General features: G+C 66.3%; 19 protein-coding genes and 1 pseudogene. 11 read left to right on the forward strand and 9 right to left on the reverse strand.

Annotation, left to right across the window (positions count from 1 at the left end; all coding sequences use genetic code 11):
• The first annotated feature begins 96 nt into the window (after positions 1–96).
• From trpD to J6500_RS01320, 4 genes are all read left to right on the forward strand, one after another.
• Positions 97–1,110, forward strand: coding sequence for an anthranilate phosphoribosyltransferase (trpD, locus tag J6500_RS01305; RefSeq protein WP_225710857.1), 1,014 nt, complete (start codon positions 97–99; stop codon positions 1,108–1,110).
• Positions 1,111–1,117: 7 nt separating this feature from the next.
• Complete coding sequence (trpC, locus tag J6500_RS01310; protein WP_225710858.1) at positions 1,118–1,936, forward strand: indole-3-glycerol phosphate synthase TrpC; 819 nt, start codon at positions 1,118–1,120, stop codon at positions 1,934–1,936.
• Between the two features lie 4 nt (positions 1,937–1,940).
• Positions 1,941–2,450 (forward strand): cyclic pyranopterin monophosphate synthase MoaC, encoded by a 510-nt coding sequence (gene moaC, locus J6500_RS01315; RefSeq protein WP_225710859.1) that lies wholly within the window; start codon positions 1,941–1,943, stop codon positions 2,448–2,450.
• Positions 2,451–2,616: 166 nt separating this feature from the next.
• The gene (locus J6500_RS01320; protein WP_225710860.1) at positions 2,617–5,352 is read left to right on the forward strand and encodes a bifunctional diguanylate cyclase/phosphodiesterase; all 2,736 of its coding nucleotides are present in this window, start codon (positions 2,617–2,619) and stop codon (positions 5,350–5,352) included.
• A 111-nt stretch (positions 5,353–5,463) separates the two neighbouring features.
• Here the strand turns inward: J6500_RS01320 and J6500_RS01325 are convergent.
• The 6 genes and pseudogenes from J6500_RS01325 to J6500_RS01350 form a co-directional block, all read right to left on the reverse strand.
• A pseudogene (locus J6500_RS01325) lies at positions 5,464–6,815 on the reverse strand (S41 family peptidase).
• 117 nt (positions 6,816–6,932) lie between these two features.
• A complete protein-coding gene (locus tag J6500_RS01330) occupies positions 6,933–8,117 on the reverse strand; it encodes an NADH:flavin oxidoreductase/NADH oxidase (RefSeq protein ID WP_225710861.1) in 1,185 nt (394 codons plus the stop codon).
• Positions 8,118–8,254: 137 nt separating this feature from the next.
• Positions 8,255–8,686, reverse strand: a complete 432-nt coding sequence (locus J6500_RS01335) for a hypothetical protein (protein WP_225710862.1) — start codon at positions 8,684–8,686, stop codon at positions 8,255–8,257.
• A gap of 335 nt (positions 8,687–9,021) precedes the next feature.
• A complete protein-coding gene (locus tag J6500_RS01340) occupies positions 9,022–9,645 on the reverse strand; it encodes a ferric reductase-like transmembrane domain-containing protein (protein ID WP_225710863.1) in 624 nt (207 codons plus the stop codon).
• A 35-nt stretch (positions 9,646–9,680) separates the two neighbouring features.
• Positions 9,681–10,172 (reverse strand): peptidase associated/transthyretin-like domain-containing protein, encoded by a 492-nt coding sequence (locus J6500_RS01345; protein ID WP_225710864.1) that lies wholly within the window; start codon positions 10,170–10,172, stop codon positions 9,681–9,683.
• A 267-nt stretch (positions 10,173–10,439) separates the two neighbouring features.
• Positions 10,440–11,207: a class I SAM-dependent methyltransferase gene (locus tag J6500_RS01350; RefSeq protein ID WP_225710865.1), complete on the reverse strand. Its 768-nt coding sequence runs from the start codon at positions 11,205–11,207 to the stop codon at positions 10,440–10,442.
• 361 nt (positions 11,208–11,568) lie between these two features.
• Between J6500_RS01350 and J6500_RS01355 the strand changes: the two genes are divergently transcribed.
• The 5 genes from J6500_RS01355 (at position 11,569) to J6500_RS01375 (ending at position 15,464) form a co-directional block, all read left to right on the forward strand.
• On the forward strand, positions 11,569–12,210 hold the full coding sequence (locus J6500_RS01355; protein ID WP_225710866.1) for an HAD-IA family hydrolase: 642 nt from the start codon (positions 11,569–11,571) through the stop codon (positions 12,208–12,210).
• Positions 12,211–12,235: 25 nt separating this feature from the next.
• On the forward strand, positions 12,236–13,447 hold the full coding sequence (locus J6500_RS01360; protein ID WP_225710867.1) for a molybdopterin molybdotransferase MoeA: 1,212 nt from the start codon (positions 12,236–12,238) through the stop codon (positions 13,445–13,447).
• Positions 13,448–13,673: 226 nt separating this feature from the next.
• Positions 13,674–14,378: a transcriptional repressor LexA gene (gene lexA, locus J6500_RS01365; RefSeq protein ID WP_225710868.1), complete on the forward strand. Its 705-nt coding sequence runs from the start codon at positions 13,674–13,676 to the stop codon at positions 14,376–14,378.
• 246 nt (positions 14,379–14,624) lie between these two features.
• The gene (locus J6500_RS01370; RefSeq protein WP_225710869.1) at positions 14,625–15,056 is read left to right on the forward strand and encodes a hypothetical protein; all 432 of its coding nucleotides are present in this window, start codon (positions 14,625–14,627) and stop codon (positions 15,054–15,056) included.
• Positions 15,057–15,236: 180 nt separating this feature from the next.
• The gene (locus tag J6500_RS01375) at positions 15,237–15,464 is read left to right on the forward strand and encodes a hypothetical protein (protein WP_225710870.1); all 228 of its coding nucleotides are present in this window, start codon (positions 15,237–15,239) and stop codon (positions 15,462–15,464) included.
• A gap of 97 nt (positions 15,465–15,561) precedes the next feature.
• On the opposite strand, the gene J6500_RS01380 is transcribed toward J6500_RS01375, so the two are convergent.
• The 3 genes from J6500_RS01380 to J6500_RS01390 all read right to left on the reverse strand — a co-directional run bounded on the left by J6500_RS01380 (position 15,562) and on the right by J6500_RS01390 (position 20,099).
• Complete coding sequence (locus tag J6500_RS01380) at positions 15,562–17,850, reverse strand: ComEC/Rec2 family competence protein (RefSeq protein WP_225710871.1); 2,289 nt, start codon at positions 17,848–17,850, stop codon at positions 15,562–15,564.
• Between the two features lie 146 nt (positions 17,851–17,996).
• Positions 17,997–18,383 carry a YybH family protein gene (locus J6500_RS01385; RefSeq protein ID WP_225710872.1) on the reverse strand — a complete coding sequence of 129 codons (387 nt, stop codon included), beginning with the start codon at positions 18,381–18,383 and terminating at the stop codon, positions 17,997–17,999.
• Between the two features lie 33 nt (positions 18,384–18,416).
• Positions 18,417–20,099 (reverse strand): glutamine--tRNA ligase/YqeY domain fusion protein, encoded by a 1,683-nt coding sequence (locus J6500_RS01390; RefSeq protein WP_225710873.1) that lies wholly within the window; start codon positions 20,097–20,099, stop codon positions 18,417–18,419.
• 152 nt (positions 20,100–20,251) lie between these two features.
• Between J6500_RS01390 and gltX the strand changes: the two genes are divergently transcribed.
• Together gltX and gltA are read left to right on the forward strand one after the other, a co-directional pair.
• The gene (gltX, locus tag J6500_RS01395; protein ID WP_225710874.1) at positions 20,252–21,673 is read left to right on the forward strand and encodes a glutamate--tRNA ligase; all 1,422 of its coding nucleotides are present in this window, start codon (positions 20,252–20,254) and stop codon (positions 21,671–21,673) included.
• A gap of 160 nt (positions 21,674–21,833) precedes the next feature.
• Complete coding sequence (gene gltA / locus J6500_RS01400; protein ID WP_225710875.1) at positions 21,834–23,135, forward strand: citrate synthase; 1,302 nt, start codon at positions 21,834–21,836, stop codon at positions 23,133–23,135.
• Positions 23,136–23,209 lie beyond the last annotated feature (74 nt).

The following is a 23,209-nucleotide window of genomic DNA, read 5'->3' on the forward strand; positions in this document are numbered from 1 at the left end:
GCCTCGCGTTCGTCGCGGGAGAGACTGTCTTCTCCGCGCGGCCGACGCGATGGCCTCGCGCGGAGATCGAGCTGCAACAACAGACTGAGCCAGCGAATGGACGACCTGAAATCGATCATCGGAAAAGTCGCCACTGGCGCCACGCTGACGCGTGAGGAGGCGGCGTCCGCCTTCGACGCCATGATGTCCGGCGAGGCCACGCCTTCGCAGATGGGCGGCCTGTTGATGGCGCTGCGGGTGCGCGGCGAGACCGTCGAGGAGATCACCGGCGCGGTCGCCGCGATGCGCGGCAAGATGCTGCGGGTCAAGGCGCCGGCGGAGGCCGTCGACATCGTCGGCACCGGCGGCGACGGCTCCGGCTCGGTCAACGTCTCGACCTGCGCCGCCTTCATCGTCGCCGGCGCCGGTGTGCCGGTCGCCAAGCACGGCAACCGCGCACTGTCGTCGAAATCCGGCTCGGCCGACGTGCTGACCTCGCTCGGGGTCAGGATCGATCTGACGCCGGATCAGGTCGGCCGCTGCGTCAAGGAGGCCGGCATCGGCTTCATGTTCGCGCCGGCGCATCATCCGGCGATGAAGAACGTCGGCCCAACCCGCGTCGAGCTCGCCACCCGCACCATCTTCAATCTGCTCGGCCCACTGTCGAACCCCGCCGGGGTCAAGCGGCAGATGGTCGGCGTGTTCTCTCGGCAATGGGTGCAGCCGCTGGCCCAGGTGCTGAAGAATCTCGGCGCCGACAAGATCTGGGTCGTGCACGGCTCCGATGGCCTCGACGAGATCACCCTCACCGGCCCGACTTTCGTCGCGAGCCTCGAGAACGGCGAGATCAGGACCTTCGAGGTGACGCCCGACGACGCCGGCCTCGGCCGCGTCGAGGGTGAGGCGCTGAAGGGCGGCGATGCCGACGCCAACGCGGTCGCGCTGTCGAGCGTGCTGGCGGGCAAGCCGAGCGCCTATCGCGACGTCGCGCTGCTCAACGCCGCCGCGGCGCTGATCGTGGCCGGCCGCGCCAATGATCTGAAGGAGGGCGTCGCGATCGGCACGCAGTCGCTCGACAGCGGCGCTGCGGCGGCGCGGCTGAAGCATCTGGTCGCGGTTTCCAACGGGTGAGAACGCAATGTCCGACATCCTGACCAAGATCGAGACCTACAAGCGCGAGGAGATCGCCGCCGCGAAGCGCGCGCGTCCGCTCGCCGAGGTCGAGGCGCAGGCGAAATCGGCCTCTCCGCCCCGCGGCTTCGTCCGCGCGCTCAGGGACAAGCACGCACGCGGCGACTACGCGCTGATCGCGGAGGTGAAGAAGGCTTCCCCCTCGAAGGGGCTGATCCGTGCCGATTTCGATCCGCCCGTCCTTGCAAAAGCCTATGAGGCCGGCGGCGCGGCGTGCCTGTCGGTCCTGACGGACGCGCCGTCGTTCCAGGGCCATCTCGACTTCATGGTCGCGGCGCGCGCGGCGACCGATCTGCCAGTGCTGCGCAAGGACTTCATGTTCGACACCTACCAGGTGGCGGAGGCCCGCGCGCACGGCGCCGACTGCATCCTGATCATCATGGCGGCGCTCGACGATGCCGCCGCAGAGGATATCGAGGACGCCGCCCTCGGCTTCGGCATGGACGTGCTGATCGAGATCCACGACCGCGCCGAGCTCGACCGCGCGCTGAAACTGCGTTCGCCGATGATCGGCGTCAACAACCGCAACCTCCGCACCTTCGAAACCACGCTCGCCACCAGCGAGGCGCTGGCACCATTGATTCCGCGCGATCGCCTGATGGTCGGCGAGAGCGGCATCTTCACGCCTGACGATCTCGCCCGCCTCGAACGCGTCGGCATGTCGACCTTCCTGGTGGGCGAGAGCCTGATGCGGCAGCAGGACGTCACCGCGGCGACCCGCGCGCTGCTGACGCGGCAGGCGCCCCGCGCCACCGGCACGCGCTGACGCAATGGCGCGGAAGGCCAAAGCCGCAGGTAGCGGCGCCGCCCTCACCCATATCGATGCCAAGGGCGAGGCGCGGATGGTCGACGTCTCCGCCAAGCCGGCGACCGAGCGCACCGCGGTCGCCGAGGGCCGCGTCCTGATGAGCAAGGCGACGCTGGCGCTGATCGCCACCGGCCAGGCCAAGAAGGGCGATGTGCTGGCGACGGCGCGGATCGCCGGCATCATGGCGGCGAAGCGCACCTCGGAACTGATCCCGCTGTGCCATCCGCTGGCGCTCAGCAAGGTGACGGTCGACATCGCGACCGACACCAAGCTGCCCGGCTGCATCGTCCGCGCCACCGTGAAGGTCACGGGCCCGACCGGCGTCGAGATGGAGGCGCTGACCGCCGTCTCGGTCGCGTGCCTGACGATCTACGACATGATCAAGGCGGTCGAGCGCGGCGTGCGCATCGACGCCATCCATCTAATCGAGAAGATCGGCGGCAAGTCCGGGCATTTTCGCGCCGGCGCGTGATCGCGTTGCATCGGACGGCCCCACCGCCCTGCTTTCGCCGGTCCCCGCAACCGTTCGTTAACCAAGCTTGCTAACGGCAGGTCCATTTCGATTGGTTACGACTTCAGCGGGCCGGAGGTACGCCAAACCTACTTCCGGGTGAAATGCCTGGAAGCGATTGCGACATATGAGTTCAGACGGCAGCGCCTCGTTCAACATCGCGTCGGTGTTTCGCAGCGGTCCGATCCGCTGGCTGATCCTTGGCGGCGGCGTGCTGATGGCCGCGATCGCGATCGGCGCGACGCTGATGGGCGGAAACTTTCGCGAGCGCGCGCTGCGCAACAGCGAGCGCGAGCTGGAGAACACGGTGCTGCTGCTGGCGCGGCATTTCGACGAGCGCCTCGACGATCTCGAAGTCGTCCAGAAGGACCTGATCGCCTTCATGCGCGATACCGGTATCGCGACGCCGGAGAGCTATCGGCAGCGGATGTCCGGCGCGGACATCCACGCCATGCTCAAGTCGAAGATGGACGCGCTGTCCAACGTCGGCACCCTGAACGTGTTCGACGCCGACGGCGTGCTCATCAACAGTTCGCTTCCCTGGCCGCTGCCGCAGGCGCGCATCGCCGACCGCAGTTACTTCCAGATCTTCAAGTCGAGCCCCTATTCGCCCGAAATGCTCGTCGTGCCGGTGCTCAGCCGGGTCACCGGCATCTGGACCACTATCATCATCCGCAAGGTCACCGGTCCGAACGGCGAATTCCTCGGCGTGGTCGGCCGCGGCATCGAGCCGACGCATTTCGAGAAATTCTTCGCCACCGTCGCGCTTGGCGAAGGTGCCTCGATCTCGATGCACCACCGCGACGGGACGCTAATGGCGCGCTACCCGCATGTCGAGGAGCTGATCGGCAAGAACTTCCGCACCGGCGCGCCCAGCCAGCAGTCGGTGTTCGAGCTGCCGAAGAGCACCGCGCGGCTGACCAGCCCGATCGATGGCCGGGACCGCCTGGTGTCGTCGCGGGCGCTGACCAAATTCCCGATCGTGATCGTCGCGACGACGACCACGGCAGCGGCGCTCGCCAACTGGCGCGAGCAGATCGGCAGCCTGATCGCGATAACCGGCGTCTCGGTGCTGGCGATCGCGCTGCTCCTGACGCTGGTGGTGCGCAAGCTGATCCAGCAGCATCGTGCCCAGCAGCAACGCCTGACGCTGGAGAAGTTGCGGCTCGACACCGCTGTCAACAACATGACGCAGGGCCTGTTGCTGTTCGATTCGTCGCAGCGCCTCGTGATCTGCAACAAACGCTATATCGACATGTACCGCCTGTCGGCCGACGTCATCAGGCCCGGCTGCAGCTTCCACGACGTCATCGCGCATCGCCACCAGACCGGCTCGTTCGAGGGCGACGTCGAACGCTACGTCAACCTCGTGCTGCGCGACGTCGGCACCCGCAACATCATGGTGATCACGACGCCCGACGGCCGCTCGATCCAGGTCGTCAACGAGCCGCTGGCCGACGGCGGCTGGCTTGCCACCCATGAGGACATCACCGAGCGCCGCCGCACCGAGGAGCGCATCACCCATCTTGCCCATTACGATGCCCTGACCGACCTGCCGAACCGCGCCCTGTTCCACGAGGAGATCCGGCGTGAGCTTACGCATGTCACGCCGGAGAGACAGCTTGCGGTGCTCTACATCGACATCGACGAGTTCAAGGGCGTCAACGACTCGCTTGGCCATATGGTCGGCGACGAGCTCCTGAAATCGGTCGCCAAGACGCTGAGTAGCGTGATCGGGGACGGCGATTTCGTCGCGCGGCTCGGCGGCGACGAATTTGCGATCATCCAGACCGCCGTGAAGAGCCTGGACGAGGTCAGCGATCTCGTCAGCCGGATCTACGAGGCGATCCGCACGCCCTATCAGTGCCTCGGCCACCAGGTCTCCACCGACGCCAGCATCGGCATCGCGCTGGCGCCGCAGGACGGCACCGACCTCGACCAGATCCTAAAGAACGCCGACCTTGCGATGTATGCGGCGAAGTCGGCCGGCCGGCGCACGTCGCGGTTCTTCGAGCCCGCGATGGATGAAGACGCCCGCGCCCGCCGCGAGCTCGAAATGGAATTGCGCCAGGCGATCGCGGCCGGCGGCAGCGGGCTCGAGGTCTACTACCAGCCGTGCCTCGACCTCCGGACCAACGAGATCAACGGTTGCGAGGCGCTGGTGCGCTGGCGCCATCCGCTGCGCGGCATGATCTCGCCGGCCGATTTCGTGCCGATCGCCGAGGAGACCGGCCTGATCAACCAGCTCGGCGAATGGGTGCTGACCACGGCGTGCAGGGAGGCCGTCGACTGGCCCGCCCATATCAGCCTCGCGGTCAATGTCTCGCCGGTGCAGTTCAAGAGCGGGACGCTGGCGCTGAAGGTGATTGCGGCGCTGGCCGCGTCCGGGCTGTCGGCCGCCCGGCTCGAGCTCGAGATCACCGAGGCCGTGCTGATCCGCGACGACGAGGCGGCGCTCGCCGTGCTGCACCAGCTCCGCGGCATCGGCGTCAGAATCGCGCTGGACGATTTCGGCACCGGCTATTCATCGCTGAGCTACCTGAAGCGCTTCCCGTTCGACAAGATCAAGATCGACCGCTGCTTCGTCACTGACATCGCCGATCCGCAAGGCTCGGCCGGCATCGTCGCCGCCGTCGTCAACATCGCCGCCGAGCGCCGCATGACCACCACGGCGGAAGGCGTCGAGACCGCGCAGCAGCAGCAGATGCTGCGCGAGCTCGGCTGCTCGGAAATGCAGGGCTATCTGTTCAGTGCGCCGAAGCCGGCCGCGCAGATCCGCGAGCTCTTGGCCGCACACCGCGAGGGCGCCACGGCGGGTGCGGGCCGCGCCCACAGGCGCGAGCCGGTCGCCGGCGCGGCGTGAACGATCCCGTAGCCCGGATGCAGCGAAGCGCAATCCGGGGCCTTTGCAAGCGGGAGAATCCTTCCCGGATTTCGCTTCGCTCCATCCGGGCTACGGGTCGCGCGTGACCGGCTAGTTCGGTACCGGGCGCTTCTGTGCGGTCTTGGTGTCGGCGTTCTTGGCGTCGGCGTTGACGGTGACGCCGCGCAGCTGGTTGAACGCCGCGGCCAGTGCCTTGTCGTTCTTCTCGTCCGGCGGGACGTAGGATTGCGAGCCGCTCTGCTCGGCGCCTTCGGCCGACAGATGGCCGCGCATCGAGGCCTCGCCCTTGATCTCCGAGCGGGTCTTGAACTCGTCCGGCACGTCCTGCAGCACCTCGATATCAGGCTTGATGCCCTGGGCCTGGATCGAATGGCCCGACGGCGTGAAGTAGCGCGCCGTGGTCAGCGCCAGCGCGCCGTTGCCGGCGCCGAGCGGAATGATGGTCTGCACCGAGCCCTTGCCGAACGAGCGGGTGCCGATCAGCGTGGCGCGCTTGTGGTCGTGCAGCGCGCCGGCAACGATCTCGGAGGCCGAGGCCGAGCCGCCGTTGATCAGCACCACCAGCGGCTTGCCCTTGGTCATGTCGCCGCCATGCGCGGTGAAGCGCTGCGTCTCTTCCGGATTGCGGCCGCGGGTCGAGACCACCTCGCCACGCTGCATCAGGGTCGAGGTCACCGAGACCGCCTGGTCGAGCAGCCCGCCCGGATTGTTGCGGAGGTCGATGACGTAGCCGGCGAGCTTGTCCTGCGGGATCTGCTTCTGGATATCCGCGATCGCCTTGCGCAGGCCCTCGGTGGTTTGCTCGTTGAACGAGCTGATGCGGATATAGCCGATGTCGCCCCCCTCGGCGTGATACTTCACCGGGCGGACGCGGATGATCTCGCGGGTAATCGCGACCTCGATCGGCTTGTCGGCGTCCTTGCGCACGATCTTGAGCCGGATCGAGCTGTTCGGCGCGCCCTTCATCTTGTTGACGGCCTGGTCGAGCGTCATGCCCTGGATCTGCTCATCGTCGATCGAGGTGATCACGTCGCCGGACAGGATGCCGGCGCGCGAGGCCGGCGTGTCGTCGATCGGCGCCACCACCTTGACGAAGCCGTCCTCCATCGTGACCTCGATGCCGAGCCCGCCGAACTCGCCATGCGTGGTCTCCTGCATCTCCGACCAGCCCTTCTCGTTCATGTAGCGAGAATGCGGATCGAGCGAGGAGATCATGCCGTTGATGGCGCCCTCGACCAGCTTGCCGTCCTCGGGCTTCTCGACATAGTCGGTGCGGACCCGCTCGAACACTTCGCCGAACAAATTGAGCTGCGAATAGGTGTTGTCGGAGCGCGCGGCGGCCTTGGCGACGTCGATCAGATGCGTCCCCTGCGGCGAGGTCACGAGCAGGGTCAGACACGCCCCGCAACGGTGCCGAGGAAAAAGCCAACGTTCTTGCGCATCTGCGATCCTTTTTCGCTATGGCCGGCAATGTTTCGCAACATGCGGCCGCCTCGCCCGGGCCGGGGCACCACACACCGGCTTTTTGGTCGGATCAAGGCCGCTCCGTCACCGGAGCATTACGGCCTTGTCACGATTGCCTTCTCCGCGCCCTGCAACCCATTCTGCCAAGTCGACGGCGCGGTGCCGAAGCCGCGCTTGGCCCGCGTGCCGAGCCAGTAGCCGAACTGCGGCGGCACGTTGCGGAACGGCCCTTCGACGCCGAGCTTGAGCGCGGCATCCATCGGCCAGTTGGGGTTATTCAGGATTTCGCGGCCGACGGCGATCAAATCTGCTTGTTTATCACGCAGGATTTGTTCGGCCTGATCGCCGTGGATGATCAGGCCGACCGCCATGGTCATGATATCGGCGTGGCTGCGGATATATTCCGCCAGCGGCACCTGGTAGCTGTACTTGATCTCCTTGCCGAGGATCGGCGCCGCCTCGGTGATGCCGCCCGAGGAGCAGTCGATCACGTCGACGCCCTTGGCCTTGAGGAGCCTCGCCAGCCGCGCGCTCTGCTCCGGTCCCCAGCCGGCATTGTCCTCGACCGACAGCCGCACGAACAGCGGTTTCTCAGCCGGCCAGTGCGCCCGCACCGCCTCCGTCACCTCGATCAGGAAACGCATCCGATTGGCTTCCGAGCCGCCATAGTCGTCGCTGCGCTGGTTGGAGCGCTCGGAGAGGAATTCGTGCACGAGATAGCCATGCGCGCCGTGCAGTTCCAGCACCTCGAACCCGGCTGCATGCGCCCGCCGTGCCGCCTGCCCCCAGGCCGCGACCAGATCCTTCACCTCATGCGTCTCCAGCGCGCGCGGCACCGGCCAGCGCGCGCTATGGGCAATCGCGCTCGGCGCCACCGGCGTCCAGGCGTCCCAGTCCGCGATCTCGGGCGTCCGCTCGAGCGGACGGTCGCCCTCCCACGGCCGGCTCGCCCGCGCCTTGCGGCCGGAATGGCCGAGCTGGATCCCCGCCACCGCGTTCTGCTGCTTGATGAAGCCCACGAGCCGGCTCAGCGGCGCGATGAACTTGTCGTCCCAGATGCCGAGATCGCCGACCGTGCCGCAGCCGCGCCGTTCCACCTTGGTGGATTCGACGATCACGAGCCCGGCGCCGCCGGCCGCGAACTTGCCGGCGTTCATCAGATGCCAGTCGGTCGGAAAGCCCTGCTCGGCCGAATACTGATGCATCGGCGGCACCACGATACGGTTCTTCAGCGTCACCCCGCGGATCGCCATCGGCGAAAACAGCAGCGTATCGGTCATCGGCTTCCTCGCGATTGGCGTCGTTACCCGGCAGCGGCCGGGCCGATCGTCTGTTGGCGCGAGACGATATACGCGCGGCGCGCGGGCCGATAGAGCCGCGGCCGCATCGTGGCCATCGGGATTCGAGTGGCGGCTTCCTAATTCGCGAGGTGTTCGATCCCGAGGATGTAGTTCGAGCCTCGGCCGACCTCGGCGCGGACATACGGCTTGAACAGCAGCCGCTTGTAGAGCGGCGTCGTTACCTTGACGGTTTGCCCGGCAATGTCGACGACATAGGCGCGCGATTGATACCGTGGATTTTCCACGCGTCCCTCGAGCACAGTTCGGGTACCGAAGAAATCCAGGTACAGCATGCCGAAGAAGAAGGCCGCCATCACCAAGCCGCCGCATGCCATGAGGCTGGTCTTGGCATCGAATTGCTTGAACAGCCGCACCGACGCGACTGCCGCGGCCAGCACGCCGAACAGCGCTCCGACCAGGTAGGAATCCCAGATCGCAGCCATCGAGCTCTGGCCGTAGAGGGCCCACAGGCCGAAGTAGAAGAAGCCGACCACAAGGGCTGCCGTCAAGAAAGCGCGACGAAGAACGAAATCTCGCGTCCTGGTCAACAGGACCACAAACAGCACGACCGTCGGCCAGAAGGCTGCTGCGAGGAATTCCGCGAATGTCATGTCTGGAATGATGAAATAGCCAGCGAAAATGAACCCTTAAGGCCGGCACTAAAAGGCGCCAAGTCGCTGCTTGCAGGCGCGACTGGCGCACCCGCAGACTCGAATCCAGGCGCTGGCAGGGTAAATGCGTCGTTACGCCAGCGTAGCCCGCATGAGCGCAGCGACATTCCGGGCCGGCACATCCGCGGATCGTGTGGTCCCGCATGTCGCTGCGCTCATGCGGGCTACGGGGCTCATGCCGAGCTTGCGTCCATGTCGATGCGGTCGCGCAGCGTCCGTCGCTTCCGCCACATCCACAGATCGGCCATGACCTTGATGGTCGCGGCGACGACCAGCGCGCACAGCGCCACTTTCGAGACCGTCTCCATCGTCCCCTCGACCAGGAGGCCATGCACCACGGTCCCGACGACGATGACGATCGCCAGCAGTCGGTGCGCGCGAAACCACGTGCGCGGTCGCAGTCCGAGCCGCCGGCGCAGCGCGGCCAGCAGCGCAACGGCGAGGATCGCCCACATCGCGATCACACCGAAGGGCGAGAACGGCGTCGGCGATGTGAAGAGCAGCGCGTCGATCATGTCGGGCGGACCGGTGATCCAGAGGCCGCCGACATGGATCACCACCGCTGCAACCAGCGCGGCCCCGGTCCACAGATGGACCCGCCGTCCGATCCGCGCCGGCAGTCCCGGCAGATATCCGCCGATCAGCATCGGCTGAAACAGCATGATGCCAAGTCCGACGATCCCTGCGAATCCGGCGATGATGTAGACCGGATCGCGCCACGCCAAGAGCGGGCTCACCGCTGCGGCGGCAAGCGGCACGCAGACGGCCAGAGCGATGGCGCTCCAGATCAGGGCCACCCGGGCCAATCTCCAACCCCTCGCGTGCAAGTCGGTCAGGCCGGTTGCAGGACGAAGTGCGCCTCCAGGCTGGTATCCTTGGCGCTCGCCATCACGGGACGCAGGAACACGGTTTTGAACTCGCCGCTGTCATAGGCGAGATGACCATGCGGCTGGCCGAACACGGGAACGATCTGCGGCATCTCGAGACGGAATACGCCGTTCTTGTCGGTCAGCGTGGCGCCATGACTCTGCGGGTCCGGCTCCCGCCCTTCGGTGGTGTGCGCCCAGATCTGGATACGCTGCCCAGCAAGCGGAGCCCCGTCGCCGGCACGGCGCACCGTGCCGCTCATCCAGAAGCCGCCCTTGCCGATCCGCTCCACGATCGGCGCGCCCTGGCGGTAGTTGTTCGATCCGCCCGGCATCGACGCCGTCGGTGCGAGGCCTTCTGCGCGGGCGGGCAGCAACAGCCCCGACGCCCCGGTCGTTGCCAGGACGGCGCCGCCGGCGGCGAGAAGATAGCGGCGATTAAGCATGACGGTGGTCATGGAAGTTCCTCCCGGCAACCGTGCAGTTGTCCCGGAGGGTACAGCAACACGCGCGAGACGCCCAGTTGAGGGCGCCGAAGAGCGCGACGGGCGGCAATAAAACTGTTGTGAACGGATGCGCGCTTCTGACGGCGCATCGGCAGCGACGCCGATTGGGCGGCAAGCGATCACGCGGGCCGCCGCACGGGGAACCTGGAGGTGCGGACCGCCGTAGCCGGATCGAAATCCTGATCGCGCGGATCCGGATTTGATGGGTTTCGCTTCGCTCTACCCATCCTGCGAACGGCCCGCACAAACACAAATCTGTCGGCAGCTTTCCGTCGTCAGCGGCCGCCGGTCGAAGTCGCCAAAGCGCTCGACGAGACGCATTCCGCCGGCGGCGATCAGGAGCGGCATCTCCTGCGGGAAGATGCTGCGCATCTGCCAGGAGTTCTTCAGGAAATCCTTGCGCTCGTCGGTCGACCAGTACCAATCCACGTGGCTGATCTGGGCGAGCGGATCGTAGCGGGCAAGCGCCTCCTCGACCGTGACCTTGCCGAGCGTGTCATGGACGGCTGTGCCGACCAGTTGGCGCTGACCCGGGACGCGGCCGAGCAAGGCGAGGCTCGGCAGGAATACGTCGAACACCAGCCTGCCCTCCACGGCCAGGTGCCGCGCGACGGATCGAAAGAAGCGTTCGAAATCATCAAGGCTGTGGAGGTGCAGGATGGAGTTGACGGCGACGATGATGGTATCGAACGTTCGCCCGTTCAAATCGAAATCGCGCATGTCGAGCTGAACCAGATCGAGCTCGACCGCGGCGGCCTCGGCAAAGCGCCGCGCATGCTGCAACATTGCGCCGGACAGATCGCCGCCGGTCACCTGCAAGCCGGCCTGCGCCAGCGGAATGCTGAGACGGCCGCTACCGCAGGCGAGATCGAGCGCCCGGCCGCCCCTTTCGCGCGCCGTCTCAACGTAGAAGCGTTCGAGCACCGGATCACGCGGCGCCATCAGGTCATACAGGTCCGGGCGGTCGTAGAGGCTGTTCGGTCCCATCCGAGCGATGCTATCGGACGGACTCTGCTCGGACCAGTCTTGGCTCTGCCGATTCCAATCCCCTCGTCATTCCGGGGCGCGCCACTTGGCGCGAGCCCGGAATCCATTGAACCGCCGAACATGCGGCCTGATGGATTCCGGGCTCTCGCTCCGCGATACCCGGAATGACCGGGAATGGAGGCCCCGATCCCGCTCGCAATCAGATTCGGTGGTTATGGGTCCTGGCTTTCGACAGGACGACGCTGTGACTGGTCGCACGTGTGCCATCCATCCGTTTTGCTCGGGCGCCAAAAGATCGTCAGCATCCCGTCCCATCGCAACCATTGCCGCCTGCCCGCAATTTTCGTACACCGGTCCCGCAATGACCTCCTCGCTGTCCGCCAATTCCGTCGACGTGCTGCTGTTCGATATCGGCCGCGTGGTGCTCGACATCAGCTTCGACAAGGTGATGGCGAATTGGGCTACGCATGCCGGCTGCGCGCCGGCGGACCTCGCCCGGCGCTTCATCGTCGACGACAGTTTCAAGCATCACGAGATCGGCCGGATCGACGATGCGGCGTTCTTCGCCAACCTGCGCGGCACGCTCGGCGTCGGCCTCACCGACGCCCAGTTCCTCGAAGGCTGGAACGCGATCTTCACCGGCGAGATGCCGGGGATCGCGGCCATGCTTGCGGCCGCCGGCCAGCGGCTGCCGCTCTACGCCTTCTCCAACACCAATCCGGCTCACATCGCATATTTCTCCAGGGAATATGCCGAGGTGCTGAGCCACTTCCGCACCGTCTTCCTGTCCTCGACCATCGGATTCCGCAAACCCGACGCAGAGGCCTTCGATCATGTGGTAAGAGAGATCGGTGTGCCGGCGTCGCGGATCCTGTTCTTCGACGACTCGGCCGCCAACATCGAAGGTGCGCGGGCGCGCGGCCTTCATGCCGTCCACGTGACATCGATGGATGACGTGGCAAAGGCGCTGACCGCGCTTGGAATTTCAGCTTCTGGAATTTGAGCTCTTTGATCGAGGAGGTCTCAGCGTGGCCCTGATGCCGGTTGCCGATGCCCTGTCAGCCGTTCTCGCCGGTGCAGAGCCGCTGCCTGAGGAGATGGTCGCGCTCGATGCCGCCTACCACCGCACGCTGGCGCGCGATCTCGCGGCGCGCCGCACCCAGCCCCCCGAGGCGATGTCGGCAATGGACGGCTACGCCGTCCGCGCGATCGATGCGTCGGACCTATCGGCGCGGCTGAAGGTGATCGGCGAAGTCGCCGCCGGCCGACCGTTCGAGCGGACCGTCGGTCCGGGTGAAGCGGTGCGCATCTTCACCGGCGGCGTGATCCCTGCCGGCGCCGATGCGGTCATCATTCAGGAAGACACCAGGGTCGACGGCAGCCACATCACCATCACCGAGGCGGCGGCGCCCGGGCGGCATATCCGGCCCGCCGGCGTCGACTTCCGCGAAGGCGACGTGCTCTTGACCGGCGGCAGCCGCCTCTCCGACCGCGCGCTCTCGCTCGCCGCCGCGATGAACTATCCGGAACTCGCCGTGCACCGCCGTCCCAGGGTCGCAGTGCTCGCCACCGGCGACGAGCTGGTGATGCCGGGCACCGAACCCGGCCCCGGCCGGATCGTCTACTCCAACGGCTATGCGCTGCGGGCGCTGGCGCGCGCCGAGGGCGCCGACACCATCGATCTCGGAATCGCCGCCGACACGGTGGCGTCGACCACGTCGGGCATTCGCCGCGCGAGGGAGGCCGGCGCCGACATCCTGATCACCACCGGCGGCGCCTCGGTCGGCGACCACGACCTCGTCAAGCAGTCGCTGGAGGCCGAGGGCGTCGACATGGCGTTCTGGCGGATCGCGATGCGGCCCGGCAAGCCGATGATGCACGGCCGTCTCGGCGCGATGCGGGTGATCGGCCTGCCCGGCAATCCAGTGTCGTCCTATGTCTGCGCGTACCTGTTCCTGGTGCCGCTGATTCGGGCCCTGAGCGGCCGCAAGGCGATTCATCACGTCCGCGAGCGCGCGCTGCTCGGCCGCGATCTCGCCGCCAACGACCAGCGCGAGGACTATCTGCGCGCGCATCTCGCGGAGCGCGAGGACGGCGCACTGATCGCGACGCCCGTAACGAAACAGGACAGCTCGCTGCTCGCGAATCTCGCTGCGGCACGGGCACTTCTCATCCGTCCGCCATTCGCGCCCGCCGCCCTCAAGGGTGACAGTTGCGAGATTCTGATCGTGCCGGAATAAGGCGTCGCCGGCACCGTGATTGAAGCATTGCCCTTCGCGTTCACCTGAAATTAAGTGGTTGCGGAACACATATCGAACATATAGTGTCCGTTCATGATTTGTTTCGAGTACTGGTGTCCATAATCGGGAGACCACCCGAGATCATCGCGAGCACAGCGCTCCTGAGGATCGGGTCTGCCGAGGTCTCGGAATCGAACGACGCTATCAAACCGGGGGAATACTCGAGATGCTCACGCGCAAACAGTACGAACTTCTGCGTTTCATCAATGAACGTCTGAAAGAGGCCGGCGTGCCCCCCTCTTTCGACGAGATGAAGGATGCGCTCGACCTGCGCTCGAAATCCGGTATCCATCGGCTCATCACCGCGCTGGAAGAGCGTGGCTTCATCCGCCGCCTGCCCAACCGCGCCCGCGCGATCGAGGTGATCAAGCTGCCCGAACTGTCCGCCGGCGGCGGCAACGGCCGCCGCGGCTTCACGCCGAGCGTCATCGAAGGCACGCTCGGCCGACGCGCCGCGACACCGCCGGTCGCCGAGGACGACGGCAATCGTCCGGTCGCCGTCCCCGTGATGGGCCGCATCGCGGCCGGTACCCCGATCGAGGCGCTGCAGACCCGCAGCCACACCATCAGCGTGCCGCCGGACATGCTCGGCTCCGGCGAGCATTACGCGCTGGAAGTGCGCGGCGACTCCATGGTCGAGGCCGGCATCCTCGATGGCGACATGGCCCTGATCCAGCGCAACGACACCGCCAATACCGGCGACATCGTGGTGGCGCTGATCGACGAGGAGGAAGCTACCCTGAAGCGCTTCCGCCGCCGCGGTGCATCGATCGCACTCGAGCCGGCCAACGCTGCCTATGAAGTGCGCATCCTGCCGCCGAACCGCGTGCGCATCCAAGGCAAGCTGATCGGGCTCTATCGCAAATACTGAGCGCGGGAAGGAACAGAGCTGCACATCGGACCGTTGCTTTGACGGATAGCGACGCGTGACTTCACCCGGATGCGCCCCAATACCACCAACGCGCTGCGCCATAGCGTGTTTGTGATTGAGGCCTTTCACGGCCAGTCGTACAATCGCCAAGAAACGAGGAAACACTCGTTCGCTATCGTCCACTCTGGTAGAGGCCTGCGCCTCAAGGAGAGGCATGGGTCGCTACCTCGACAGAGGAGCCATCCGATGTGTGACTATAGCCTGCATGCGGTGCAATCGCGTCCCGCCGTGGTCGGAGAGACGCTGATCAGCACGACTTTCCGCGGCACGTCGACCCGCGGTTTTGCTTCGGAGAACGATCCCAACGTCGCGGTCTGCATGCTGCCGGGCACCGAGCTCGCCTTCGCCGAGAACGTCCGCTACGACAGCCGCTGGATCTGGACCAAGACGATCGGCTTCCGCGTCGGCGTGTTCAACGAAGTCGAGCCCGACGTGCCCGACCGTCATCACGACGCAATCGAATTCCCCGACGGCACCCATGTGCTGGTGACCCAGCTCGTCGAAGGCCAGCGCTGCACCGTGCTGCAACTGCCGGCGCTGCATCCGCCCGTCGAACAGCAGAAGCCCAAGGCCGTGGAGCGGCGGCCCTCCGCGTTCGCATCACTGTTTTTGGGTTGAGCGCATCATCGCCGCGGGATGAGTTGTCATTGCGCGGCAGGTGACCAAAGCGATTTCAAGCGACCCCGGACCGTGAGGGTTCCGGGGCGCAGCTTGGGGAATTGCGTCCGGCCCGCCTTGTTGCACGGAGCGCCGCGTTGGCGCATCATCGGCGCGCGTGCACTCTCGGAAAGCTGCGCAGTGGTCGACAAGGTCACATGGCAAAAGGCTGGACGCGTCACGAAACCGGGCCGCTATCTGTTCCGGTTCGGCTGGCTGACGGTGACGGCGGAAGACCTCAAGGTCTGGCAGCAGTTTCCCGAAGCCGTCTTCACCCTCGTCAAGAAGCCCGACGCCGACCCCGACACGGACGAGTATCATCTCGGCCTGTTCGAGCTGCCGGCCGGCCCTTCGCCCGAAAAACACTAAAGCGCGATGAGATTTGGTTGAATCGTCATCGCGCTTTAGCTCTTTGTTTGAGCATGATCTTTTCGGAAAACCGCTTCGCGCCTTTCCGGATCATGCGTTAATCATCCGCCCGGACGTCGGCCTCGGCGGGCGTCGCGTCGACCGCCGGCCGCGACGTGGCGGCGGGCGGCCGCAGGACGGTCTCGCTCTCGCCGTCGCCAGGAACCGCTGGCGACCAGGGACGGTCGATGCCGCCGGGCTTGACCGCGTCGATCGCAAAGCCGCCGCCGCTGATGCGGCGCAGCGCCAGCGCGCCGTGGCGCCGCAGCCGCTCGGCATCGATCACCGAGGCCGCGCAGCCCTCGGGAGCCGGCCGCGCCGTCACGATCAGCACCGCCCGCTCGCAATCGTCGGCCAGCGCGTCCGGCCGGCTCGCCAGCGCAACGATGCCGCCGCCCGCCGCCTGGGTCACGCAGCCGCTGCCGTCGCAGGAGACGCCGACCCCGAGCGAGGGATCGGCCGCCGTCCGCGCATCGGCATCCGCCGCCAGCCACTCCTTGACCAGAAACGCATCCTTGCCGCCGTGCATCAGATGCAGCCGCCCGTCGCCGCCGCGAACCGCGACGTTGCGGCCGTCGGCGGAGATCAGCACGTCCGGTTGCGGCGCCCGCACCGCCCAGACCAGCGCCACCACGAGCAGGGCCACGCCGGACCAGCGCAGCGGCGTGCGCAGCAGCCCTAGCAGGATGATCCCCGCGCTCGCCGCGATCAGCGGCCCGCTGCCGAACGCCGCCATCCGGCCGACCGCACCGGGCAGCGCGGCGACCCATTGTGTCACCACGATCATCCAGTCGATGCCGATGCCCATGATCGCCCAGAACACGCCGTCGAACCCGAACGGCATCGCGACCAGCCCGAGCAGGCCCGCCGGCATCACGATCGCCGACACCACCGGCATCGCCGCGAGATTGGCGAGCAGCCCATAGGGCGTCACCCGGTGGAAGTGGAACGCGGCATAGGGCGTGGTGGCGAGCCCCGCGACCAGCGAGGCCAGCACCAGCACCGCGAGCTCGCGCCCGCCCCACAGCGCGACACGCGCGGTCACCGAATGGTCCGGTGATGCGAGCAGGCTCGGCATCCCGATCTGCACCAGCGCCACCAGGCCCAGCGTCGCCGCGAACGACATCTGGAAGCTCGGATGCACCAGCGCCTCCGGCGCGATCGCGAGCACGATCAGGGCGGCGACCGCGAGCGTCCGGAACGTGATCGCGCGGCGATCGACCATGACAGCGATCAGCACCACCGCCGTCATGAAAAAGGATCGCTGCGTCGCGACCTCCGCGCCCGACAGCAACAGATAAAACGCCGCGGCAACCAGCGCGGCCCCGGCCGCCCATTTCTTGATCGGATGCCCCGCGCTCAGCGCCGGAAACAGCGCAAGCAGCGCGCGCACCGCAAAGAACACCACGCCCGCGACGACCGCCATGTGATAGCCGGAGATCGACAGCACATGGCCGAGCCCGGAGATGAACATCGCATCGTTGACCGGCGGCGAGATCGCATCGCGCCGTCCGGTGAGCAGCGCGGTCGCGATCGCGCGCTGGTCGCCATCGAGCGCGGTGCGGATCCGCGCATCGATAGCGTCGCGCAGGCCCTGCATGGTCGCAGCGTAACGCAGCTTCCAGCCGCCGCTCGCCGGCGGCTCGGTGGTCTTGACCGCGCCCATCACGAAGCCGGAGGCGCCGATGCCCTGGAAATACAGGTCGCGGCCGAAATCATAGGAGCCCGGCCGCTGCGGCCCGAGCGGCGGCAGCAGCCGCGCCTTCAATTCGACGAAGCTGCCGACCTCGGGCGCGGTGCCCTTCCGTACCGAGAGCCGCACGCGCTCCAGCTTTGTCGTATCGCGCGGGCTCTCCATCGTGACCACGCGCAGCACGAAGCGGTCGGTCTTCTCCCTGATGTCGCGCGTCTCGACAAAGCCGGTCAGCGACACCGAGAACATCGGCCGAGCCAGCACGCCGTGCGCGATGCGCGCCGTCTTCCAGGTCGCGGTGGCAAAGCCTGCAGCAGCCGCCGCCAGCAGCACGACGGCCGCGAACATTCTGTGCCGCCGCAGCAGCAGCGCGACCACGCAGAGCGCAATCGCGACGGTGCCCGCAACCGACAGCATCGGCTCATGCTCGGCCGCGAAATAGAACCCGATGCCGGTGCCGAACGCGACCGGCACCCAAGGCAGTAACCGGCCGGCGCCCGCCTCCGCGCGCGCCCATTGCCGCAGCGTCTCGATGATCGGCGGCCAGATGCTGGCGGGCGCCGGCACATAGCCGCCGGCCGGCGCAGCCGCGCGCGGCGGCCACGTCCCCGCATAGCCGCGTTTGCCGCCCGGGGTAATGCCCTGCTCCGCCATTCCGCTTGCGATCCCTGCCGGGAGACGAAACTAGCGGATGGCTCAGACAGCCGACAGGTGAACGGAACCGAAACACTCTACCCGAGGCTGTGAATGTGGTGCGCTCGCCAGAGCTTGCGGCGCAACAACACTACCAGGGTGTGCGGCTAGATCAGCGGCGTCTGCGAGGAGACATGGTGGCAGGCGATCTTCCAGTCGCCGTCCTCGCGCACGATCACCCAGGTGATCTTGACGGCGAGCGACGGCGCATCGCTGTCGAGGAAGAAGGTTGCGATGCCGGCCATGTTGACGAGGTCGGGGTTCACCCGTTCGGTTCTGACGTCGCTGAACTGCACGCGCTGGGCGCGCCACCGCGGCAGGCCGCTGAAATAAGATCGAACGCCGTCGCGGCCACGATAGAGCGTCGGGTTCGAGCCGAAGAAGAACGCGCTCTTCGAATAGAGCGCAGAGAGCACGTCGGCGTCGAGCTTGCTGAAGCCGGCCGACCATCTGGCGATGGCGGCGGAGGCGATATCGTCGGCTTCGCTTGGCATTGATCGCCTCCGTTGATGGCCGAATCGGACGCCCTAACCCTTGCCGCCCACTTCCTTCGCGAAGGTGTCGCGCAGGCCGATGGTGCGGTTGAACACGAGCTTGTCCGGCGTCGAATCCGGATCGCGCACGAAATAGCCCTGCCGCTCGAACTGCATTGCATCGGGCGAATTGCTCTCGGCGATCGCCGGCTCGACCCGCGCATCCGTCAGCACTTCGAGCGACTGCGGATTGAGGTCGGCGGCGAAATTGCCGGCGTCCGGGCTCGGGTTGGCGAACAGCTGGTTGTAGACGCGGATCTCCGCCGGCTTCGACTGCCCAGCAGACAGCCAGTGCATCGTCGCCTTGACCTTGCGGCCATCGGGCGCGTTGCCGCCCTTGGTCGCGGGATCGTAGGTGCAGCGCAATTCGACGATCTCGCCGGCATCGTTCTTCACCACGCCGGTGCACTTGACGAAGTAGGCATAGCGCAGCCGCACCTCGTTGCCGGGCGACAGGCGGAAGAACTTCTTCGGCGGGTTCTCCATGAAATCGTCCTGCTCGATATAGAGCTCGCGGCCGAACGCGATCTTGCGGGTGCCGGCCTCCGGATTGTCGGGATGGTTGATCGCTTCGAGCTCCTCGACCTGCCCTTCCGGATAGTTCTCGATCACCACCTTGAGCGGCCGCAGCACCGCCATGCGGCGCAGCGCGGTGCGGTTCAGTTCTTCGCGGATGCAGAATTCGAGCATGCCGACGTCGACCACGCTGTTGGCCTTGGCGACGCCGATGCGCTTGATGAACTCGCGCACCGCGGCCGGCGGCACGCCGCGCCGCTTCAGCCCGGCGATGGTCGGCATCCGCGGATCGTCCCAGCCCGAGACATGGCCGTCGCGCACGAGCTGGGTCAGCACGCGCTTGGACAGCAGCGTGTAGGTCAGGTTGAGCCGCGCCATCTCATACTGGCGGGGCTTCGAGGGCACCGGCAGCTTGTCGAGCAGCCACTCATAGAGCGGCCGGTGATCCTCGAACTCCAGTGTGCAGATCGAATGCGTGATGCCTTCGATGGCGTCCGACTGGCCGTGCGCATAGTCGTAGCTCGGATAGATCGACCAGGCGTCGCCGGTGCGCGGATGATGCGCGTGTAGGATGCGGTACAGCACGGGGTCGCGCAGATTGATGTTGCCGGACGCCATGTCGATCTTTGCGCGCAGCACGCGGGCGCCGTTCGGAAACTCGCCGGCTTTCATGCGGCGGAACAGGTCGAGATTCTCCTCCACCGAACGGTCGCGGAACGGCGAGTTCTTGCCCGGCTCGGTCAGCGTGCCGCGGGCGAGCCGGATCTCCTCCTGCGACTGGTCGTCGACATAGGCGTAGCCGGCCTTGATCAGGCCCTCGGCCCAGTCGTAGAGCTGGTCGAAATAGTCGGAGGCATAGAACAGGTTGTTGCCCCAGTCATAGCCGAGCCAGTGCACGTCGGCCTGGATCGAGTCGATGTATTCCTGTTCCTCCTTGGTCGGATTGGTATCGTCGAAGCGCAGATTGCACTGGCCGCCGAACTCCTGGGCAATGCCGAAGTTCAGGGCAATCGACTTGGCGTGGCCGATATGCAGATAGCCGTTCGGCTCCGGCGGGAAGCGCGTCACGATCCGGCTGTGCTTGTGGGAGGAGAGATCGGCCTGGACGATGTCGCGGATGAAGTCGCGCCCTGCCTCTGCCGTCGCCGTGTCGTTCGTCATCAAAGGGTTCCCTGGAGGAGTCAGGTGGACGTTCTGCCAAATTCGTGCGGTCCGGCCAAGCCTGCCGGCCGGCCAAATCGTCCAGCTAAGGCTTTAGTTATGTCCGGTTCCTGCTATACACCACCGCCGTTCACGCATACGCCTTGTTGCTCATGACCAATTCCGTCGTCACCCGCTTCGCCCCCTCGCCGACCGGCTTCCTCCATATCGGCGGTGGCCGCACCGCGCTGTTCAACTGGCTGTTCGCCCGGAAGCACGGCGGCAAGATGCTGCTGCGGATCGAGGACACTGACCGCGAGCGCTCCACCAAGGAGGCGATCGACGCCATCTTGGACGGCTTGCGGTGGCTCGAGCTCGATTGGGACGGCGAGGTGATCTACCAGTTCAGCCGCGCCGCCCGCCACCGCGAGGTCGCCGAGAGCCTGCTCGCCGCCGGGCGCGCCTATTACTGCTACGCCTCTCCGGAGGAGCTCTCGGCGATGCGCGAGAAGGCGCGCGCCGAGGGCCGCACCCGCCTCTATGACGGCATGTGGCGCGACCGCGATCCGGCGACGGCGCCATCAGGCATCAAGCCGACCATCCGCCTGAAGGCGCCGCAGACCGGCGAGACCGTGATCGAGGATCAGGTGCAGGGCCGCGTGGTCTGGCAGAACGAGAACCTCGACGATCTCGTCCTGCTGCGCGGCGACGGCACCCCGACGTACATGCTCGCCGTCGTGGTCGACGACCACGACATGGGCGTCACCCACATCATCCGCGGCGACGATCATCTGATCAACGCGGCGCGCCAGAAGCAGATCTACGACGCGCTGGAGTGGGAGCTGCCGAGCATGTCCCACATTCCGCTGATCCACGGCCCGGACGGCTCGAAGTTGTCGAAGCGTCACGGCGCGCTCGGCGTCGACGCCTACCGTGCGCTCGGCTACCTGCCGGCGGCGCTGCGCAACTACCTGGTCCGGCTCGGCTGGAGCCACGGCGATCAGGAGATCTTTTCGACCCAGGAGATGATCGACGCGTTCGACCTCTCCGGCGTCGGCCGCTCCGCGGCGCGGTTCGATTTCGCCAAGCTGGAGAACCTCAACGGTCACTATATCCGCCAGAGCGACGATCAATCCCTCGTGACCCAGTTCGAGAGCGTGCTGGACTATATTCCCGAGGGTGCGGCGCTGAAGGCCAAGCTCAACGACACCACGCGTGCGCAATTGCTGCGCGCGATGCCGAATCTAAAGGAACGCGCCAAGACGCTGATCGAGCTGATCTCGGGCGCCTATTTCATCTTCGCCGACCGCCCGCTCGAACTCGACCCGAAGGCTGCGGCGCTGCTGACGCCGGAAGCGCGCGCCCTGATCGGCCGGCTGCGCACCGCGCTCGACGCCGTGACCGACTGGACCGCGGAGACCACCGAGACCGCCATGCGGAATTTCGCCGAGCAGAACAATCTGAAACTCGGCGCGGTCGCCCAGCCGCTGCGGGTGGCGCTAACCGGACGGACGACGTCGCCGGGCATATTCGACGTTCTGGCGGTGCTGGGACGCCAGGAGTGCCTTGCCCGCCTCGCCGATCAGGCGGCATGATCCTGCATGGACCCCTCCGAGGGTCCATCTTGCAGCGCACATTGCAATAAGCTACCCATCCCCGGACGCTTTCTCCACAAGCCGTTCCGCCCCCGCACGGGCCGCAAATCAGCGACTGGGCAAGGTCGGTTTTCGCAACGAATTCATCGGGGATCTCACGATGGACGCAAAATCCAGCAAGACAGCCACACTCACCATCGGCAACAAGAATTATGATTTCCCGATCCTGAGCGGCACGGTTGGGCCCGATGTCATCGACATCGGCAAGCTTTACGGACAGGCCGGGGTGTTCACCTACGACCCCGGGTTCACCTCGACCGGCAGCTGCCAGTCCAAGATCACCTACATCGACGGCGATGCCGGTGTCCTCGAATACCGCGGCTATCCGATCGAGCAGCTCGCCGAGCACGGCGACTTCCTCGAGACCTGCTACCTGCTGCTCTACGGGGAGCTTCCGACCCCGCAGCAGAAGAAGGACTTCGACTACACCGTCACGCACCACACCATGGTGCACGAGCAGATGGCCCGCTTCTTCCAGGGCTTCCGCCGCGACGCCCATCCGATGGCTATCATGGTGGCTGCGGTCGGCGCGCTCGCCGCGTTCTATCACGACTCCACCGACATCAACGATGCGAAGCAGCGCGAGATCGCCTCGATCCGGATGATCGCGAAGATCCCGACGCTGGCGGCGATGGCCTACAAGTACACGGTCGGCCAGCCCTTCGTGTATCCGAAGAACTCGCTGTCATTTGCCGAGAACTTCCTCAACATGTGCTTCGCGGTGCCGTGCGAGGACTACAAGATCAACCCGGTGCTTGCCGACGCGTTGGACAAGATCCTGATCCTGCATGCCGACCATGAGCAGAACGCCTCGACCTCGACGGTGCGCATCGCCGGCTCGTCGGGCGCCAACCCGTTCGCCTGCATCGCGGCCGGCATCGCCTGCCTGTGGGGCCCGGCGCATGGCGGCGCCAACGAAGCCGCGCTCAACATGCTCTATGGCATCGGCAAGGTCGAAAACATTCCGGACTTCATCGCCAAGGTGAAGGACAAGAACAGCGAAGTCCGCCTGATGGGCTTCGGCCACCGCGTCTACAAGAACTACGACCCGCGCGCCAAGATCATGCAGAAGATGTGTCACGCGGTGCTCAAGGAGACCGGACACGGCGACGATCCGATGCTCAAGGTCGCTCTCGAGCTCGAGAAGATCGCGCTCAACGACCCCTACTTCATCGATCGCAAGCTCTACCCGAATGTCGACTTCTATTCGGGCATCACGCTGAAGGCGATGGGCCTGCCGGTCTCGATGTTCACCGTGCTGTTCGCGGTCGCCCGCACCGTCGGCTGGATCAGCCAGTGGAGCGAGATGATCGAGGATCCGCAGCAGAAGATCGGCCGTCCGCGCCAGCTCTACACCGGCGTCGCGCGCCGCGACTATGTCGCGATCGACAAGCGCAAGTAAGTCGCATCTGTGATCTGATCAAGAGCGGCGCCCTCATTGCTGAGGGCGCCGTTTTCGTTTGCCGCGGGCGATCT

It is taken from the genome of Bradyrhizobium semiaridum, from assembly GCF_020329505.1.
Lineage (GTDB): Bacteria > Pseudomonadota > Alphaproteobacteria > Rhizobiales > Xanthobacteraceae > Bradyrhizobium > Bradyrhizobium semiaridum.

Excerpts from the sequence above, each read along its gene's own strand:
- trpD (WP_225710857.1), top strand. The coding sequence starts at position 97 with ATGGACGACCTGAAATCGATCATCGGAAAAGTCGCCACTGGCGCCACG.
- J6500_RS01350 (WP_225710865.1), bottom strand. The coding sequence starts at position 11,207 with ATGGGACCGAACAGCCTCTACGACCGCCCGGACCTGTATGACCTGATG.
- J6500_RS01330 (WP_225710861.1), bottom strand. The coding sequence starts at position 8,117 with ATGACCGATACGCTGCTGTTTTCGCCGATGGCGATCCGCGGGGTGACG.
- trpC (WP_225710858.1), top strand. The coding sequence starts at position 1,118 with ATGTCCGACATCCTGACCAAGATCGAGACCTACAAGCGCGAGGAGATC.
- lexA (WP_225710868.1), top strand. The coding sequence starts at position 13,674 with ATGCTCACGCGCAAACAGTACGAACTTCTGCGTTTCATCAATGAACGT.
- J6500_RS01380 (WP_225710871.1), bottom strand. The coding sequence starts at position 17,850 with ATGGCGGAGCAGGGCATTACCCCGGGCGGCAAACGCGGCTATGCGGGG.
- gltX (WP_225710874.1), top strand. The coding sequence starts at position 20,252 with ATGACCAATTCCGTCGTCACCCGCTTCGCCCCCTCGCCGACCGGCTTC.
- J6500_RS01345 (WP_225710864.1), bottom strand. The coding sequence starts at position 10,172 with ATGACCACCGTCATGCTTAATCGCCGCTATCTTCTCGCCGCCGGCGGC.
- moaC (WP_225710859.1), top strand. The coding sequence starts at position 1,941 with ATGGCGCGGAAGGCCAAAGCCGCAGGTAGCGGCGCCGCCCTCACCCAT.
- J6500_RS01385 (WP_225710872.1), bottom strand. The coding sequence starts at position 18,383 with ATGCCAAGCGAAGCCGACGATATCGCCTCCGCCGCCATCGCCAGATGG.
- gltA (WP_225710875.1), top strand. The coding sequence starts at position 21,834 with ATGGACGCAAAATCCAGCAAGACAGCCACACTCACCATCGGCAACAAG.
- J6500_RS01355 (WP_225710866.1), top strand. The coding sequence starts at position 11,569 with ATGACCTCCTCGCTGTCCGCCAATTCCGTCGACGTGCTGCTGTTCGAT.
- J6500_RS01390 (WP_225710873.1), bottom strand. The coding sequence starts at position 20,099 with ATGACGAACGACACGGCGACGGCAGAGGCAGGGCGCGACTTCATCCGC.
- J6500_RS01320 (WP_225710860.1), top strand. The coding sequence starts at position 2,617 with ATGAGTTCAGACGGCAGCGCCTCGTTCAACATCGCGTCGGTGTTTCGC.
- J6500_RS01370 (WP_225710869.1), top strand. The coding sequence starts at position 14,625 with ATGTGTGACTATAGCCTGCATGCGGTGCAATCGCGTCCCGCCGTGGTC.